This is a genomic window from Paracoccus sp. (in: a-proteobacteria) (genome assembly GCF_030536915.1).
In the GTDB taxonomy this organism is placed as follows: Bacteria; Pseudomonadota; Alphaproteobacteria; order Rhodobacterales; family Rhodobacteraceae; genus Paracoccus.
The window spans coordinates 1-16,754 of sequence record NZ_JAUNPC010000059.1 but is presented as its reverse complement, the minus strand read 5'-3'; the positions used below and the strand labels follow the sequence as shown (position 1 = coordinate 16,754).

Genomic DNA, 16,754 nt, shown 5'->3' with positions numbered 1-16,754 from the left:
ACGCGGCGCGTGGCGGCCCGGTGGTCCCCGCGCTCGCCTGGCTGCCGGAACTGGTGGGCCGGGGCCTGCGCGCAGCGGATTGCGTAGTCGCCCCGACCCGCGCCTATGCCGAGGCCACCTTGCGGCGCTACGGCCTGCCCGTGATGCCTGCCGCGGTTCACAACGGCCGCACGCCGATGCTCCTTGCAGGGAAGCCGGGTGGCGATCATGACGGCCCGACCATGACGACTGCTGCCGTTTTCGACGGCAGGGTGCCTCTCTCTCAAGCCTGTCCCTTCCTTGGGGCGCTGACCATCGGGCGGCTGTGGGACGAGGTGAAGGACACGGCCACCCTTGATGCCGCTGCGGCGATGCTGGACGCGCCTTTCGTCGCAATCGGCGCCACCTGCGCGCCGCACGGGGCGACGGTGACGCCCACACATCTCCGGGCAACTGGCCCGCTGCCCGCCGACCAGATCGCCCGCTGGCTGGCCCGCCGCCCCGTCTTCACCAGCGCCGCGCGCTTCGAGCCCTTCGGCCTTTCCGTGCTGGAAGCCGCGCAGGCGGGCTGCCCGCTGGTGCTGTCGGACATCCCCACCTTCCGCGAGCTCTGGAACGGCGCCGCCACCTTCGTCCCCCCCGGCGACGCACAGGGCTTTGCCCAAGCCATTGCCGCCCTTCTGGCCGACCCTGCCCGCCACGCGGCGCAGGGCGAGGCGGCCCGAGGCCGCGCCGCCCGCTACATCCCTGCCGCGATGGCCGCGCAGATGACCGGCATCTACCGCGACCTCCTTTCGGCCAAGGACAAAGCCGCATGAAGATCGTCTATTTCACCCATTCGCTGCAAAGCTGCTGGAACCACGGCAACGCCCATTTCCTGCGCGGCGTGCTGCGGGAGCTGGCGGCGCTCGGCCACCATGTCCGCGCGCTGGAACCGCAGGGCGCCTGGAGCCTCGACAACCTTTTGCGCGACCACGGGCAGGCGGGGCTGGAGCCCTTCCGCCGGAACTATCCCGAACTGACAGTCGAGACCTACGATCCCGCCGCCGATCCGGTGGAACTGGCGGGCAACGCCGATCTGGTGATCGTCCATGAATGGAATGACCCCTCGCTGGCCGCCACGCTTGGCAAGGCCCGGAAAGGCGGCGCCCGCTTCAAGTTGCTGTTCCACGACACCCACCACCGCGCCGTCAGCGACCCGGAGGCGATCCGCGCCTTCGACCTGTCGGGCTTCGACGGCGTGCTGGCCTTTGGCGAGACTCTCTCCGAGGTCTATCGCCGCTGGGGCTGGGGCGACCGCGTGTGGACCTGGCACGAGGCCGCCGACACCCGCCTGTTCCACCCGCCCGCGCAGGAAAGCGACCGCGAGGGCCTCGTCTGGATCGGCAACTGGGGCGACGGCGAGCGGACCGGGGAACTGGAAAGCTTCCTCTTCCGCCCGGCGCAGGAGGCCAACCTGCCGCTCGACATCCACGGCGTGCGCTATCCGGCCGAAGCCTTGGCGACGCTGGACCGCTACGGCGTCCGCTATCACGGCTGGGCACCGAACGCTGCCGCGCCGGGCATCTTCGCCCACCACATGGCGACGGTCCACGTCCCGCGCCGCTTCTACACCACGATGCTGCCCGGCATCCCCACCATCCGCGTCTTCGAGGCGCTGGCCTGCGGCATCCCCCTCGTCTCGGCCCCGTGGGCCGACAGCGAAAACCTGTTCCGCCCCGGCGACTTCCTGTTCGCCCGCGACGGGGCTGAAATGACCGCCCACCTGCGCAACCTTGCGAACGACTCCGCCCTGCGCGCCTCGCTGGCGTCCCATGGCCTCCAAACCATCCGCGCCCGCCACACCTGCGCCCATCGCGCACAGGAACTCCTCTCCATCGCCGGAACGCTCGGCCTCAACCTCGGAGCCTCTGCGGCATGAAGATCGCATTCTACGGATCGAGCCTGCTGTCCTCCTACTGGAACGGCGCGGCCACCTATTACCGCGGCATCTTGGGCGAACTGGCCAAGCGCGGCTACGACATCACCTTCTACGAACCCGACGCCTTCGACCGGCAGAAGCACCGCGACATCGACCCGCCGGACTGGTGCCGGTCCGTCGTCTATCCCGCGACCGAGGAGGCCATGCGCGGCGTGCTGGCCGAGGCCGCCGACGCCGACATCGTGGTGAAAGCCAACGGCGTCGGCGTCTTCGACCGCGAACTGCTGGAGGGCGTGGTCGCGCAGGCCCGCCCCGGCGCGCTCAAGATCTTCTGGGACGTGGACGCCGCCGCCACGCTGGATGAGATGTGCGGGGACGACAGCCATCCCGTGCGCCGCGCGCTGCCGGCCCTCGACATGGTGCTGACCTATGGCGGCGGTCCGCCGGTGGTGGACGCCTATCGCGGCTTCGGCGCGAAGCTGTGCGAGCCGGTCTACAATGCGCTCGACCCCACGACGCACCATCCCGCCCCGGCGGACCCGAAATTCGCCTCGGACCTCGCTTTCCTCGGCAACCGCCTGCCCGACCGCGAGGCGCGGGTCGAGGAGTTCTTCCTCAAGCCAGCCGCGATGCTGGCGGACCGCAGCTTCCTGCTCGGCGGCAACGGCTGGGAAACCAAGGAGATGCCGGGCAACGTCCGCCATCTGGGCCACGTCTATACGCATGAACACAACGCCTTCAACTCCACGCCCTTGGCCGTGCTGAACGTCGCCCGCGACAGCATGGCGAACGTGGGCTTTTCCCCCGCCACCCGCGTCTTCGAGGCCGCGGGCGCCGCCGCCTGCCTCATCACCGACGCCTGGGAGGGGATCGAGCTGTTCCTGACCCCGAACTCGGAAGTGCTGGTCGCCCGCGACGGGCAGGACGTGGCCGACCACCTCGCCACCCTGACGCCCGAGCGCGCGAAGGACATCGGGCAGGCGGCGCTGGCGCGGGTCAAGGCCGAACACAGTTATGCCCTGCGCGGCGCTCAGGTGGACGCGCTGTTCAAGGCTCATGCGCGGCAGCTTGAGGAGGCGCGGGCATGAAGCTGGTCGTCCTCGGGCTGTCGCTGTCGTCCTCATGGGGGAACGGTCATGCCACCACCTTCCGGGCGCTGCTCAAGTCCTTTGCCCGGCGCGGGCACGACGTCCTGTTCCTCGAACGCGACGTGCCCTGGTATGCTAGTCAGCGCGACCTGACCGATCCCGACTGGTGCCGGCTGGAGTTCTACGCGGACCTGCCCGGCCTCGACCGCTGGCGCGACGAGATCGCGCAGGCCGATGCGGTGATCGTCGGCAGCTACGTCCCCGATGGGGTCGAAGTGTCCCGCCGCATCCAGTCCTGGGCGCGGGGCACGACCGGTTTCTACGACATCGACACACCGGTGACGCTCGCGAAGCTGGAGCGGGGCGACCATGAATATCTCTCGCCCGAGGTGATCCCCGGCTTCGACGTCTACCTGTCCTTTACCGGCGGCCCGACGCTGCGGCATATCGAGCGGCATTACCGCTCGCCCATGGCGCGGGCGCTCTACTGCTCGGTGGACCTGGACCTTTACGGCCCGCGCGAGGTGCCCAAGCGCTGGGACCTGTCCTACCTCGGCACCTACAGCGACGACCGCCAGCCCACGCTGGAACGGCTGCTGCTGGAACCTGCCCGCCGCCGCCCCGATCTGCGCTTTGTCGTGGCCGGACCGCAGTATCCCTCGGGCATCGACTGGCCCGGAAACGTCGAACGGATCGAGCATTGCCCGCCCGCCGACCACGCGGAGTTCTACTCGGCCAGCCGCTTCACCCTGAACGTGACGCGGGCCGACATGATCCGCGCGGGCTGGTCGCCATCCGTCCGGCTGTTCGAGGCCGGGGCCTGCGCCACGCCCATCATCTCGGACAAGTGGGACGGGATCGAGACGCTGTTCCGCCCGGGCGTCGAGATCGTTCTGGCCGACGGCGCGGGTTGCGTGCTGGCCGCGCTGGACGGCGATGCGGGCGCGATGGGGCGGGCGGCGCGGGCGCGGATCAAGGACGCGCATTCGTCCGACCACCGGGCGGCGGAACTGGAAGCGCATCTGGCCGAAGCGGCGGCTCACAAGGCCGCAACCCGGCACGTCGAAACAGCGGAGGGATGAGACCATGAGGAAGACCGACCTGGACAGTCCGCGCTCGACCGTGCGGCCGCTGGCGCTCAACGTCGTCGCGGGCGGGGCGGGCTTCATCGGATCGCATCTCTGCCGCGCGCTGCTGGACCGGGGCGAGTCGGTCCTGTGCCTCGACAACCTGCAGACCTCGCGGCCCTCGAACCTGCGGGCGCTGGAAGGCCAGCCCGGCTTCCGCTTCCTGCGCCACGACATCAGCCAGCCCCTGCCGGCCGAGGTGCTGCGGATGGCGCCGCGCATCACCCGCGTCTGGAACCTCGCCTGCGCGGCCTCGCCGCCGCTGTACCAGCGCGACCCGGAACACACGATGCTGACCAACGTGGTCGGCACCAACAACCTGCTGCACCTGGCCGAGGCGGCGAAAGCGCGTTTCCTGCTGACCTCGACCAGCGAGGTCTATGGCGACCCCGAGATCCATCCGCAGCCGGAAGATTATCGCGGCAACGTCAGCTGCACCGGCCCCCGCGCCTGCTATGACGAGGGCAAGCGCGCCGCCGAGGCGCTGACCTTCGACTATGGCCGCGCCGGGCGGGCGCAGGTGCGGGTCGCCCGCATCTTCAACACCTACGGTCCGAACATGGACCCCGACGACGGGCGCGTGGTGTCGAACCTGATCTGCCAGGCGCTGCGGGGCGATGAACTGACGGTCTATGGCGACGGCAGCCAGACCCGCAGCTTCTGCTATGTCTCGGACATGGTGGCGGGGCTGATCGCCCTGATGGACGTCGAGTTCGACGGGATGGAGCCGGTGAACCTCGGCAACCCCCACGAGATGACGGTGAACGAGCTTCTGGGCCATGTGCTGGACCTGACCGGCACCAGCGCGCCGGTTGCCTATCGCCCGCTGCCCCAGGACGACCCCCGCCGCCGCCGCCCCGACATCAGCCGCGCGGGCGCGCTGCTCGGCTGGGCGCCCCGGGTGCCGCTGGCTGAGGGGCTGGAGGCGACCTGCGCCTGGTTCGCCGAGGAACTCGTGGCCGCGCCGGCCGCCGGGGTGGCCGGCTGAGCGCGATGAGCGACCCTTGGACGCAGGCCATGCGGCGCGGCGATTTCCCCGCCGCATGGGACATCGCCGCAAAGGCGCTGGCTGCCCGCGACTTGGCGACGCGCGATGACCCGAGCCTGCCCTATCACCTGCGCTGGGTCTGGGACGGACGGCCCTTCGACGGGCGGAAGGTGCTGGTGCGCTGCTATCACGGGCTTGGCGACACGCTGATGTTCTCGCGCTTCCTGCCGCTGCTGGCGGCCCGCGCGGCCAGCGTCACGGTCGAGATGCAGCCGCACCTGCTGCCGCTGTTCCGGGACTTTCCCGGCATCGGCCTGCGGCCCTTCGACGTGGCGCACCCCCTGCCCCCGCAGGATTGCGACATCGAGATCATGGAACTGCCGTTCGCGCTGCAGGCCGGGCCTGCGGATGCGCCCATTCCGCGGATGAAGGTCATGCCCGCCGCCCTGCCGCCCGGCACGGTGGCGCTGTGCTGGGGCGCGGGGGACTGGGATGCGGAACGATCCATCCCGCAGGCGATGTTCGCGCCCCTCTGCGACGGCGCGGCGCTGTCGCTGATGCCGGGGCCGAGCGGCCTGCCGGTGCTGAACCCGGACGGCTGCCCTCTGGACATCATGCTGACGGCGCAGCTTGTGGCGGGCGCAGCGCTGGTGGTCACGGTGGACACGATGATCGCGCATCTGGCGGGGATTCTCAGGCGGCCGGTCTGGCTGCTGGTCAGGCATGACCCCGACTGGCGCTGGCCGACCGACAGCACCCGCACCCCTTGGTATCCGGCGATGCGCGTCTTCCGCCAGCCCGCGCCGGGCGACTGGGAAGCCGTGATGGCGGACGTGACCCGGGCGCTGCGCCACGAGCCCGCGCTTGCGACAGGAGCGATGACATGACCGACTTCCGTGCAGCCCCCCTTGCGCCCGTGTCCTGGGGCGAGCTTCTGGACAAGATCACCATCCTCGAACTCAAGGCCGAGCGGATCGCCGACCCCGCCGCCCGCGCCAATGTCGGGCGCGAGCTTGCGCTTTTACGGCAGGTCGCCGCGCCGGTGATGGCGCAGCCGGGGCTTACGCCGCTGCTGGACGGGTTGCGCCGGGTCAACGCAGCGCTCTGGCGGATCGAGGACGACATCCGCGCCTGCGAGACGGCGTCGGACTTTGGCGCAGGCTTCATCGAACTCGCGCGGTCGGTCTATCTGACGAACGACGAACGCTCGGCCATCAAGCGGCGGATCAACGACCTGCTGCGGTCTGAACTGGTCGAGGAGAAATTCCACGCCGCCGCCTCGAAGCTGGGGTAAGCTGCGTCCCATGCGGATCACCCTCGCCACGCCCGACGACATCGAGACGCTGTTCGACATCCGCACCAGCGTCGCGCAGAACCACCAGTCGCGCGAGGAACTCTCGGCCCTGGAGGTGACGTCCGACAGCCTCGCCGGGATGCTGCGGACCCGCAGCCGGGCCTGGCTGGCCCATGTGGAGGGCACCGCCGCAGGCTTCTCGATGGCGGATTGCGCGCGGGCGACCGTCTTCGGGCTGTTCGTGCGCCCGGGCCATGAGCGGCGCGGCATCGGCCGGCGGCTGACGGCCGAGGCCGAGTCATGGCTATTCCAGCAGGGCTGGGACCAGATCTGGCTGGCGACGGGCAGCGACGAAAGCCTGCCCGCCTGGGGCTTCTATCTTCACCTCGGCTGGGTCCCGGCGGGCGTGCTGGACGACGGGCAGGTGCGCTTCGTCAAGCGGCGGGTCACGCCCGGCTCCAGTTGAAGCAGCCGGCGGGCACGCCCGAACCGCTGACCAGCATCGCGCCCTTGGCATAGAAGCTCCACCGCCGGTCGCGCGGGACATCGACCAGAACCACGGACATCGCCGGGTCGGCCCAGACCACCCGCGCGCCCGCGTCGTCAAGGATCGCGGCGGCCCGCGCCGCATCCACCGAGGGCCGGAAGACGATCGCCGTCAGCGGCATGTCCGGCGGCATCCGCAGCGACCAGGCGCCCGCGCCCAGAGTCAGCAGCGCCAGTCCCGTCACCACCATCCGCGCCGAGGCAGCCCCACCGCCCCCGCGAAGCATCCGCAGGCCTGCCAGCAGCGGCACCAGCCCGAAGACGACCAGCCACAGCAGGTCCCAAGCCAGCGGGTTGGGGCTGTCATCCTTGATCCGGTGGATGCCGAGGAACCAGTGCGACAGGAAGGTGTCGATGACATGCCACGCGCCGAAGCCGATCAGCAGCGCGCCGACAATCACGCCGCGCGGAACCGCGGCCTCCCGCTGCTGCGCCCGCCACAGGGCCACGAGGCCCACCGCCGCGATCACATACATCAGCGCGTGAAAGACCCCGTCCCACATCACCTGCATGCGGATGTCGGCGATTCCGGGCACGAGGCTGAGAAGATGATGCCATTGCAGGATCTGGTGCAGCAGGATGCCGTCGAAGAACCCGCCCAGCGCAAAGCCCAAGGTGGCCCCGGCCCATATCCATCGCCTGTCGCTCATGGGCGCATTCTCCCCTTGAAGCAGGAACAGGCAAGGATGGCGAAATGTTCCGCCGGTCGGTCAGGAAGCCTTCTTCGCGGCTTCTTCCTCGGGGGCCTCGATGGAATGGTCGCCCAGCACGTCCTCGACATAGATCATCCGCACCAGAATGATCGTCACCAGCAGAAGCGGCGTCGCCAGCAGCACGCCCATGAAGCCGAAAAGGACGCCGAAGGCCACGACGGCAAGGATGGTCAGCACCGGCGGCAGGGCGCTGGCCTTCTTCTGGATCACCGGCATCAGCACGTTGCCCTCGACCTGCTGGATGACGAGGAACAGGATCGCCGTATAGACCGCCTCGGTCGGGCCTTGGGCCAAGGCCAGCAGCACGGCGGGCGCGGCCCCCAGCCAGGGGCCGACATAGGGGATGAAGTCCAGAAGCCCCGCGATCAGCCCAAGCCCCATCGCCAGCGGCACCCCGATCAGCCACAGGCCCATGCCGGCCAGCACCGCGACCGTCGCCATGGCGATCCCCTGCCCGATCAGCCAGCGCCAGAGGCCCTGCCCCAGCGCGTCCATGATCTCGGCCGTCCGCTCGCGCTTGTCCAGCGGGATCAGGTGCAGCACGCCCTGGCGGTAAAGCTGCGGGTCCGAGGCGAGAAAGATCGCCACCGTCACCACGATCACGATATTCGCCAACACCCCCACCACGGTGGAGACGGTGCCGCTGATGGTGCCGAGGATGTTCCAGTTCGGCCTTTCGTCCGCCGTCGGCACCCGTTCCAGCAGGAACTGGCCCCAGGAATATTGCTGCAGCAGCACCTCGACCTGGTCCAGCGCGGCGGGCAGGCTGCGGATGACCTGATCGACCTGTCCGAAAAGCTGGGGCCCGAGGAAGACGATGCCCAGCACCAGCAGCAGCGCGATGGCCAGCGAGACGACCAGCACCCCCGCCGAGGTCGAGACCGGCGTGTGGCGCGACAGGATCAGCGCCAGATGCCGCAGCAGCACCGCAAGCAGGATGCCGGCAAAGGCCAGCAGCAGGACAAAGGACAACTGCCACGCCAGCAGCGCCAGCAGAATGATCAGCAGGGTGACAAAGACGGCGGCGGGGACGGCTCGGGGCATGGGAGGCCTTTGCGGAATCTCGAAGGGCAATGCCCATCGGCGGCAGAGGGCCGCGATGTCCAACGTGGCCGGGCCTCATCGGGTTCGCAACCGCGAGGCGGGGTTTCAGCCCTGCGTCAGCAGCCTGCGGGCAAGCGCCAGATCCTCGGCCAGTTGCGCCCGCGCCTCGGCCGCACGGCCCGCGTCGGGGATGCGCAGGATATAGGAGGGATGCCAGCTGAGCAGCACCGGGCCGTCCAGCGTTTGCTCGACGGTGCCGCGCCGCTTCGTGATGCCCGCGCCCGTCCCCGTCAGCGCCAGAGCGGCGGTCGCGCCGAGGCCGAGGGTCAGTTGCGGCCTGACGAAGCCGCGCTCGAGGTCGAGCCACCATTTGCAGGCGGCGACCTCGCCCTTGTCGGGGGACTGGTGGATGCGGCGCTTGCCCCGTGGGGTGAACTTGAAATGCTTGACCGCGTTCGTCATCCACGCCTGCGCGCGGTCCAGCCCGGATTGCTGCATCACCTCGTCCAGCACCTTGCCCGCCGGGCCGACAAAGGGGCGGCCCTGCAGATCCTCCTGGTCGCCCGGCTGCTCGCCCACGACCATCAGGCGGGCGTCTGCAGGCCCCTCGCCGAAGACCGCCTGCGTCGCGTGGCGGCAGAGGCCGCAACGGGTGCAATGCTGGACGGCGGCGCGGGCGTCCTCGAGCGTCCCGATCACCTCGGGCGGTTTCGGCATGGCGGCACGGTAGCGTTCGGTGATGGTCGCCGCCCGCGCCGGGGCATGGGTCGCGCCCGCCGCCTGCATGGCGCGCACGCGGGCCTCGGCGCCTTCCAGCATGGCGGGGATCTGCGCCGTTTCCGGCATGTTCTTCCAGTATTTCACCGGCATGTGCTGGCGCATCGAGCCAAGCTTGATCCGCGCCGGGTTGAAGATGTTGGTGAAGTAAGTGGCCCAGAGCGATTCCGCCGCATCGTCCGGCAGGTCGGGACGCGGCGCCCCGGGGGCGAAGCCGATCTCTCCGCCCTCGAAGATCACGCTGAGGTCGGGGGTGTGGATCGCCCAGTCCATGTCGCTGAATCGGCGGGCGAAGAAGCCGGCGTTGGCCTCGACTACCCGGTGTTCCGGCTCGAACCAGGCGGCGAAACGGCGGCGGGGGGTGTCCGAGGGAATCTCGCGGAAGCGGACGAAGGCGCGCATCTTGTGGATGTCGCGGCGGACGGATTTCCGCAGCACCTCAAGCCTGCGGACCAGCGGATCGGCCTCGTCCGCCAGCAGGTGCGGCTGGTCCTGAAGCCGCATCAGCGCCTGATAAAGCAGATCAGGCGCGGCGGGGTCGCGGTGCAGGATCGCGCGGTCGGCAAGGTCAAGGAAGGCGCGCGGCACCTTGAGCGCGCGGCCCTCGCCGGTCGGCAAAGGCGCGGCATCGAACAGGGTCTGTTCGGCCTCTCCCACGGCCCATTCGACCTGGGCAGGCGGCACGGCATGGGCGGCCAGCTGGCGGGCAGCCTCGCGCCAGGCGTCCATCGTTCCGGTCTTGGGCAGGACGACGCGGTGCATCAGAACAGGCTCAACTGCTGGGGCTTGGGCGCGAAGCGGGCGCGGAGGTTGTCCTTGTCGATCAGCCCGCCGGGGGACCAGCCGGGCAGGCTGATGAAGGGCTTGGCCTTGGTCATCGACGCGCCGATGCGGGCGAGGTCGTCCCATTCCAGTGTCCGGTGGCGGCGGGCGGACAGGATGCGGTCCACCGTCTTGGTGCCGAAGCCGGGGACGCGCAGAAGCTGCTCCTTCGTGGCGCGGTTCACGTCCACGGGGAAGTCCTCGCGATGCGCCAAGGCCCAGCCCAGCTTGGGATCGACGCCCAGGTCCAGCATCCCGTCGGGGGTGGCCGAGGCGATCTCTTCGGCCTCGAAGCCGTAGAAGCGCATCAGCCAGTCGGCCTGATAGAGCCGGTGTTCCCGGATCAGCGGCGGCTTCACCAGCGGCAGCATGGCCGAGGAATCGGGAATAGGCGAGAAGGCCGAATAATAGACACGCTTCAGCCCATAGCCCGCGTAAAGCCGGGAACTCGTGTTCAGGATCGTCGCGTCATTGGCGCCGTCCGCGCCCACGATCATCTGCGTGGACTGGCCTGCGGGCGCGAAACGCGCGGGGCGCTTGCCGCTGTGGCTTTTCTCGCGGCTCGCCTCTCGCCCGCTGCGGACGCGAGCCATGGCGGTGCGGATCGTCTCGGGGCGTTTTTCCGGGGCCAGCGAACGGATGGAGTCGTCTTGCGGCAGCTCGATGTTGATCGACAGGCGGTCGGCGTAAAGCCCGGCCTCATCGATCAGTTCCGGCGAGGCGTCGGGGATGGTCTTGAGGTGGATGTAGCCCTTGAAGCCATGTTCCTCGCGCAGCGTCTTCGCGATCCGCACCATGTCGCTCATGGTCTGGTCGGGGCTGCGGATGATGCCCGAGGAGAGGAACAGCCCCTCGATGTAGTTGCGGCGATAGAACTCCAGCGTCAGGGTCACGACTTCCTCGACCGAAAAGCGGGCGCGCTCGACGTTGCTGCTGACGCGGTTCACGCAATAGGCGCAGTCGAAGATGCAGAAGTTCGTCATCAGGATCTTCAGCAGGCTGATGCAGCGCCCGTCCGGGGTATAGGCGTGGCAAATGCCGGACCCTTCGGTGGAACCCAAGCCCCCCTTGCGCGCGTCGCGCCGTTCCGTTCCGCTGGAGGCGCAGGAGGCATCATACTTGGCCGCGTCCGACAGGATCGCAAGCTTCCGGGTCAGTTCTGGCGTCACGGAAGTTCCCCTGATGTTCCCATCCTATCTAGGGAAACGCGGATTGTGTTCAACGGGTTTCGGCCGTCAGATTGCGGTCCAGTTCTGTTCCACCACGGCTTCCATCGCCACATAGCTGGAGGTCGAGGTGATGTAGGGCAGCGTCGAGATCCGCTCGGCCATGACCTGCCGGAAATGGGCCATGTCGCGCGACCGGATCTTGAGTTGGTAGTCGTAGCCGCCCGCGATCATGTAGCATTCCTCGACCTCGGGGATCTGGCGGACGGCGGCGTTGAACGCCTCCAGCGCCTTCTGGCGGGTGTCGGACATGGACACCTCGACATAGGTGACATGGGTCAGCCCCAGCTTCAGCGGCGACAGGATCGCACGATAGCCGGTGATGATGCCTGTCTCCTCCAGCCGTTTCAGCCGCTGTGTCACGGGCGTCTTGGACAGGCCCACCGCGCGGGCCAGTTCCGTCAGGGGAATCCGCGCATCCGTCACGAGGATCTCGAGGATGCGCCGGTCGATGGGGTCAAGCTGGGTCATCCTGAAAATACTCGTCCTTGCAGGTGTTCGGGCTACGCTTCTGCCCATCTTTGGTCACATCGTCCAGCCGAACCCGGCTATCCTGTGCCATCCCTCAGCCCTGCGAGCCTGCCATGACCCCTGCCGCCTTCCCTACCCTCGGTCTCGACGCCAAGTTCGCCGACGAAACGGCCGTGCTGGAGCGGCTGGTCAACGAGGCCGCAATCCCGGCCGATACTCGCCAGCGCATCACCGACCGCGCCGCAGCCCTTGTCACCCGCATCCGCAGCGAGGCCAAGCCCACGCTGATGGAGCATTTCCTGGCCGAATACGGCCTTTCCACCCGCGAGGGCGTGGCGCTGATGTGCCTGGCCGAGGCCATGCTGCGCGTCCCCGACGCCCCCACCATCGACGCGCTGATCGAGGACAAGATCGCGCCCTCGGAATGGAACCGGCATCTGGGAACGGCCGCGTCCTCGCTGGTCAACGCCTCGACCTGGGCGCTGATGCTGACCGGCAAAGTCCTGACCGAACCCCGCCCCGGCATCGCGGGCACCCTGCGCGGCGCGGTTCGCCGCCTGGGCGAGCCGGTGATCCGCACCGCCGTCGGCCGCGCGATGAAGGAGATGGGCCGCCAGTTCGTGCTGGGCGAGACCATCGAGGGCGCGCTTTCCCGCGGCGCCAAGCGCGAGGCGCAGGGCTACACCTATTCCTTCGACATGCTGGGCGAGGCCGCGCGGACCGAAGCCGACGCCGCCCGCTATGCCCGCGACTACCAGCACGCCATCGCCGCCATCGGCCGGGCGGCCAAGGCGGATTCGATCGTCAGCAACCCCGGCATCTCGATCAAGCTGTCGGCGCTGCATCCCCGCTATGAGGTCGCCAAGACCGAACGCGTCATGGCCGAACTGGTCCCCGTGGTGAGCCATCTCGCCCGGCAGGCGCGCGAGGCCGGGATCGCGCTGCATGTGGACGCCGAGGAGCAGGACCGGCTGGTCCTGTCGCTGCAGGTGATCGACGCGGTGCTGTCGGACCCCCAGCTTGCCGGCTGGGACGGCTTCGGCGTGGTCGTGCAGGCCTATGGCAAGCGCGCCGGTGCCACCATCGACGCGCTCTACGACATGGCGCAGCGCTATGACCGCCGCATGAACATCCGGCTGGTCAAGGGCGCCTACTGGGACACCGAGATGAAGCTGGCGCAGGTCGGGGGCATGCCCGGCTTCCCGCTGTTCACCTCCAAGACCGCGACCGACGTGGCCTATATCTGCCTGGCGCAGAAGCTGTTCGGGATGGGCGACCGGCTGTTCCCGCAGTTCGCCACCCACAACGCCCATACCGCCGCCGCCGTGCTGGAACTGGCCCAAGGCCGCCCCTACGAGTTCCAGCGCCTGCACGGCATGGGCGAGCGGCTGCACGACATCCTGCTGGCCGAAACCAAGGGCCACTGCCGCATCTATGCCCCCGTGGGCGCGCACCGCGATCTGCTGGCCTATCTGGTCCGGCGGCTGTTGGAGAACGGCGCGAACTCCTCCTTCGTCCACCAGATCGTGGATGAGGGCGTGACGCCCGAATCCATCGCCCGCGACCCCTTCGCGGCGCTGGCTGAGGCGCGCGCGCCCAGGGGCCTGAGGGCGCCCGAGGCGCTGTTCGCGCCGCAGCGCCGGAACTCGCGCGGCTTTGACCTGTCCGACGCGGGCGTGCTGGAGCGGATCGAGGCCGCGCGGCAAGCGCCCCTGCCCGCCGCCGGGCCGCTGACCGTGGCCGAGCCTTCAGGGACGACCCGCCCCGCCATCAACCCCGCGACCGGAGAAATCATCGGCGAGGTCACGGAGGCGGACGAGGCCACCGTCGCCCGCGCGCTGGACGACGCCCGCGTCTGGGACGCGCCAGCCGCGGAACGCGCCGCCATCCTGCGCCGCGCTGCCGATCTTTATGAGGATAACTTCGGGCCGATCTTCGCCACCCTCGCGCGCGAGGCGGGCAAGACCCTGCCCGACGCGGTGGGCGAGTTGCGCGAGGCGGTGGACTTCCTGCTCTACTACGCCGCCGAGGGCGAAGCCGAGACCCGCAACCCGCGTGGCATCTTCGCGGCGATCAGCCCGTGGAACTTCCCGCTGGCGATCTTCACCGGGCAGATTGCCGCCGCGCTGATGGCCGGAAACGCCGTGCTGGCGAAACCCGCCGAGCAGGCGCCGCTGATCGCAGGCCTTGCCGTGCGGCTGCTGCATCAGGCGGGCGTGCCCCGCCATGCCCTGCAACTGCTGCCGGGCGACGGGGCGACGGTGGGCGCTGCGATCACGGCAGACCCGAGGGTCAAGGGCGTGGTCTTCACCGGCTCGACCGACACGGCGCAGGTTATCGCGCAGAGTATGGCGCAGCATCTCGACCCCGGCACGCCGCTGATCGCGGAAACGGGCGGGCTGAACGCCATGATCGCGGATTCGACCGCGCTGCCGGAACAGGCGGTGCGCGACATCGTGGCCTCGGCCTTCCAGTCGGCGGGCCAGCGCTGTTCCGCGCTGCGCTGCCTTTACCTGCAGGAGGACAGCGCGCCGCATGTGATCGAGATGATCAAGGGCGCGATGGACCAGCTGGCGGTGGGCGATCCGTGGCACGTTTCGACGGACGTGGGCCCAGTGATCGACCGCGACGCGCAGGCGGATATCGCGGGCTACATCCAAGCCAACGGCAACGCGGTCCTGCATCGCGGCGCGCAGCCTGAGGGCGGCACCTTCGTCGCGCCGACGCTGATCCGCGTGGCGGGCATCGGCGACCTTGAACGCGAGGTTTTCGGCCCCGTGCTGCACGTCGCCACCTTCCCGGCCGGCAAGCTCGACGAGGTCGTCCGGGACGTGAACGCCCGCGGCTTCGGCCTGACCTTCGGGCTGCACAGCCGCATCGATGGCCGCGTGCAGGAGATCAGCGAGGCGGTCCGCGCAGGCAACATCTATGTCAACCGCAACCAGATCGGCGCGGTGGTGGGCTCGCAGCCCTTCGGCGGCGAGGGCCTGTCGGGCACCGGCCCCAAGGCGGGCGGTCCCTTCTACCTGCCGCGCTTCTATGCCCCCGAAGCGGCGGACCTGGCCGAGGGCGCCTTCCCGGGCGCACAGGACATGGCCGCGCTGGAACGCGCGCTGGGCTCGACCGAGGAGCGCCGCATCGACGAGCGCCTGATGCCCGGCCCCACAGGCGAGATGAACCGCCTGAGCCTTTACACCCGCCCAGCCCTTCTCTGCCTCGGCCCCGGACCGGGTGCTACCCGCGCCCAGCGTGCGGCGGTCGAGGCCTTGGGCGGCTATGCCGTCGAGGCCACGGGCCGGGTCGAGCCCGCCGCGCTGGCGCATCTGGACGGCTTCTCGGGCGCGCTGTGGTGGGGCGAGGCCGATCTGGCCGAGGCCTACGCGCAGGCGCTGGCGGGCCGGAAGGGCCCGATCCTGCCGCTGATCACGGCGATGCCCGACCGCGCCCATGTCGCGCATGAACGGCATCTCTGCGTGGACACCACGGCGGCGGGAGGTAATGCGGCTCTGCTGGCGGGGTGAGCCTGAAGCGCCCGTGCAGGGGACGCCGTCTTTACGCCGAGGCCTGAGCCTTGTGACGGCACAGTAGCGCAGGATAATTCACACCAGCTGCCTGATTGCTGCGCAAAGGCAGCGGGGCGTAGCACCGGAAAGAGCCGGGGTTGTCTGCCTTCGACCGGGCTTCGCCCCCGGCTCACTGAAAACGCTCCACTGGACCCATCCGGCGCGAAAACAGCCATGACGACTGTTTTCTGATCCGCCTCCTGTCCGGGCGCTCACCAGCCCCGGGAATACTTCAGTACAGCCCGAGGAGGTGAGCAATCCCGGAGGACGTCCGGCCGCTGAATTCTGGACGTCATGCCATCAACGCCCGTTCACCGCGACACTGAGCCTGCGTCCGGCTTCGGCAGGCTCTGGGACCAGACTAGTAAGCGTTACGCCTTGTCGCCAAAGGGCGCGCGTTCCAGCCGCTCCAGCATCTCCACTTCCTCCGCCGTCAGCGAGATGCCCTCGGCGGCTGACCGTTCCCGCGCCTCGAAGCGGCGCTGCGAGGGGAGGCGGGCGCCCTGCCCCAGGATCGCCTGAAACAGCGTCTCGGCGCGGGCGAAGGGATCGCCGCGCCCCCCGGCGAAGCGCTCGGGCGAGAAGGCGAGGATCAGCTCGCCGTGATGCGGCCCGAGCGTCGTCGTGCCGAGATAGTCCAGAGCCTCGGTGCTGGTCAGATCGCCGATCATGGCGGCGGCAAGCAGTTCGATCATGGTCGAGATGGCCGAGCCCTTGTGGCCGCCGAAGGGCAGCATCGCGCCCGAAAGCGCCTCGGCCGGGTCGGTGGTGGGGTTGCCGTCGCGGTCCACGGCCGTTCCCTCGGGCAGCGGGCGGCCCTCGATCCGGTGCAGTTCCACGTCGCCCCGCGCCATCACCGAGGTGGCAAAGTCGAAGACGTAAGGGGACGCATCCTTGCGCGGCCAGCCGAAGGCGAAGGGGTTGGTGCCCAGCAGCGGCGCGGTTCCGCCCGCCGGGGCGACCGTCGAATAGCTGGGGCACATCGCCATCGCCGCGAGCCCCTCGGCGGTGATCGCCTCGATTTCCGGCCAGAGCGCCGAGATATGGGTGCAGGAGTTCACGACCATTGCCGCAAGCCCGTGCTGCCGCGCCCTTGCCACCAGCACCGGCAGACCGATGGCGAAGGCCGCGGTCGAGAATGCGCCCTTCGCATCGACGCGCACGATGGGCGAGCCGTCGTCCTGCAGTTCCGGCT

General features: G+C 69.4%; 15 protein-coding genes. 9 read left to right on the top strand and 6 right to left on the bottom strand.

Annotated features, from left to right (window positions below; translation table 11 throughout):
- From Q4F04_RS10650 to Q4F04_RS10615, 8 genes are all read left to right on the top strand, one after another.
- The coding region (locus tag Q4F04_RS10650) for a glycosyltransferase family 4 protein (RefSeq protein WP_303369809.1) at window positions 1-797 on the top strand (797 nt) is incomplete at its 5' end.
- On the top strand, window positions 794-1,900 hold the full coding sequence (locus tag Q4F04_RS10645; RefSeq protein ID WP_303369808.1) for a glycosyltransferase: 1,107 nt from the start codon (window positions 794-796) through the stop codon (window positions 1,898-1,900). The genes Q4F04_RS10650 and Q4F04_RS10645, both read left to right, overlap by 4 nt.
- Window positions 1,897-2,988: a glycosyltransferase gene (locus tag Q4F04_RS10640; protein WP_303369807.1), complete on the top strand. Its 1,092-nt coding sequence runs from the start codon at window positions 1,897-1,899 to the stop codon at window positions 2,986-2,988. Before Q4F04_RS10645 ends, Q4F04_RS10640 begins: the two co-directional genes overlap by 4 nt.
- A complete protein-coding gene (locus Q4F04_RS10635; RefSeq protein WP_303369806.1) occupies window positions 2,985-4,070 on the top strand; it encodes a glycosyltransferase in 1,086 nt (361 codons plus the stop codon). Before Q4F04_RS10640 ends, Q4F04_RS10635 begins: the two co-directional genes overlap by 4 nt.
- Window positions 4,071-4,074: 4 nt before the next feature.
- Window positions 4,075-5,103, top strand: coding sequence for a UDP-glucuronic acid decarboxylase family protein (locus Q4F04_RS10630; RefSeq protein WP_303369805.1), 1,029 nt, complete (start codon window positions 4,075-4,077; stop codon window positions 5,101-5,103).
- Between the two features lie 5 nt (window positions 5,104-5,108).
- Window positions 5,109-5,990, top strand: a complete 882-nt coding sequence (locus tag Q4F04_RS10625) for a hypothetical protein (protein ID WP_303369804.1) — start codon at window positions 5,109-5,111, stop codon at window positions 5,988-5,990.
- Window positions 5,987-6,397 carry a DUF6165 family protein gene (locus tag Q4F04_RS10620; RefSeq protein ID WP_303369803.1) on the top strand — a complete coding sequence of 137 codons (411 nt, stop codon included), beginning with the start codon at window positions 5,987-5,989 and terminating at the stop codon, window positions 6,395-6,397. Before Q4F04_RS10625 ends, Q4F04_RS10620 begins: the two co-directional genes overlap by 4 nt.
- 10 nt (window positions 6,398-6,407) lie before the next feature.
- Entirely contained in the window at window positions 6,408-6,863 is a 456-nt protein-coding gene (locus Q4F04_RS10615) for a GNAT family N-acetyltransferase (protein WP_303369802.1), read from the top strand.
- On the opposite strand, the gene Q4F04_RS10610 is transcribed toward Q4F04_RS10615, so the two are convergent.
- The 5 genes from Q4F04_RS10610 to Q4F04_RS10590 form a co-directional block, all read right to left on the bottom strand.
- The gene (locus Q4F04_RS10610; protein WP_303369801.1) at window positions 6,844-7,593 is read right to left on the bottom strand and encodes a DUF2243 domain-containing protein; all 750 of its coding nucleotides are present in this window, start codon (window positions 7,591-7,593) and stop codon (window positions 6,844-6,846) included. The genes Q4F04_RS10615 and Q4F04_RS10610 overlap by 20 nt on opposite strands.
- A 60-nt stretch (window positions 7,594-7,653) precedes the next feature.
- Window positions 7,654-8,700: an AI-2E family transporter gene (locus Q4F04_RS10605; protein WP_303369800.1), complete on the bottom strand. Its 1,047-nt coding sequence runs from the start codon at window positions 8,698-8,700 to the stop codon at window positions 7,654-7,656.
- 105 nt (window positions 8,701-8,805) lie between these two features.
- Window positions 8,806-10,239, bottom strand: coding sequence for a UdgX family uracil-DNA binding protein (locus Q4F04_RS10600; protein WP_303369799.1), 1,434 nt, complete (start codon window positions 10,237-10,239; stop codon window positions 8,806-8,808).
- The gene (locus Q4F04_RS10595; protein ID WP_303369798.1) at window positions 10,239-11,468 is read right to left on the bottom strand and encodes a putative DNA modification/repair radical SAM protein; all 1,230 of its coding nucleotides are present in this window, start codon (window positions 11,466-11,468) and stop codon (window positions 10,239-10,241) included. The genes Q4F04_RS10600 and Q4F04_RS10595 overlap by 1 nt, the downstream gene beginning before the upstream one ends.
- Before the next feature lie 66 nt (window positions 11,469-11,534).
- Window positions 11,535-11,996, bottom strand: a complete 462-nt coding sequence (locus tag Q4F04_RS10590; RefSeq protein ID WP_303369797.1) for an Lrp/AsnC family transcriptional regulator — start codon at window positions 11,994-11,996, stop codon at window positions 11,535-11,537.
- 113 nt (window positions 11,997-12,109) lie between these two features.
- Between Q4F04_RS10590 and putA the strand changes: the two genes are divergently transcribed.
- The gene (gene putA, locus Q4F04_RS10585; RefSeq protein ID WP_303369796.1) at window positions 12,110-15,517 is read left to right on the top strand and encodes a bifunctional proline dehydrogenase/L-glutamate gamma-semialdehyde dehydrogenase PutA; all 3,408 of its coding nucleotides are present in this window, start codon (window positions 12,110-12,112) and stop codon (window positions 15,515-15,517) included.
- Between the two features lie 413 nt (window positions 15,518-15,930).
- On the opposite strand, the gene Q4F04_RS10580 is transcribed toward putA, so the two are convergent.
- A partial coding sequence (locus tag Q4F04_RS10580; protein WP_303369795.1) for an Ldh family oxidoreductase occupies window positions 15,931-16,754 on the bottom strand: 824 nt, incomplete at its 5' end.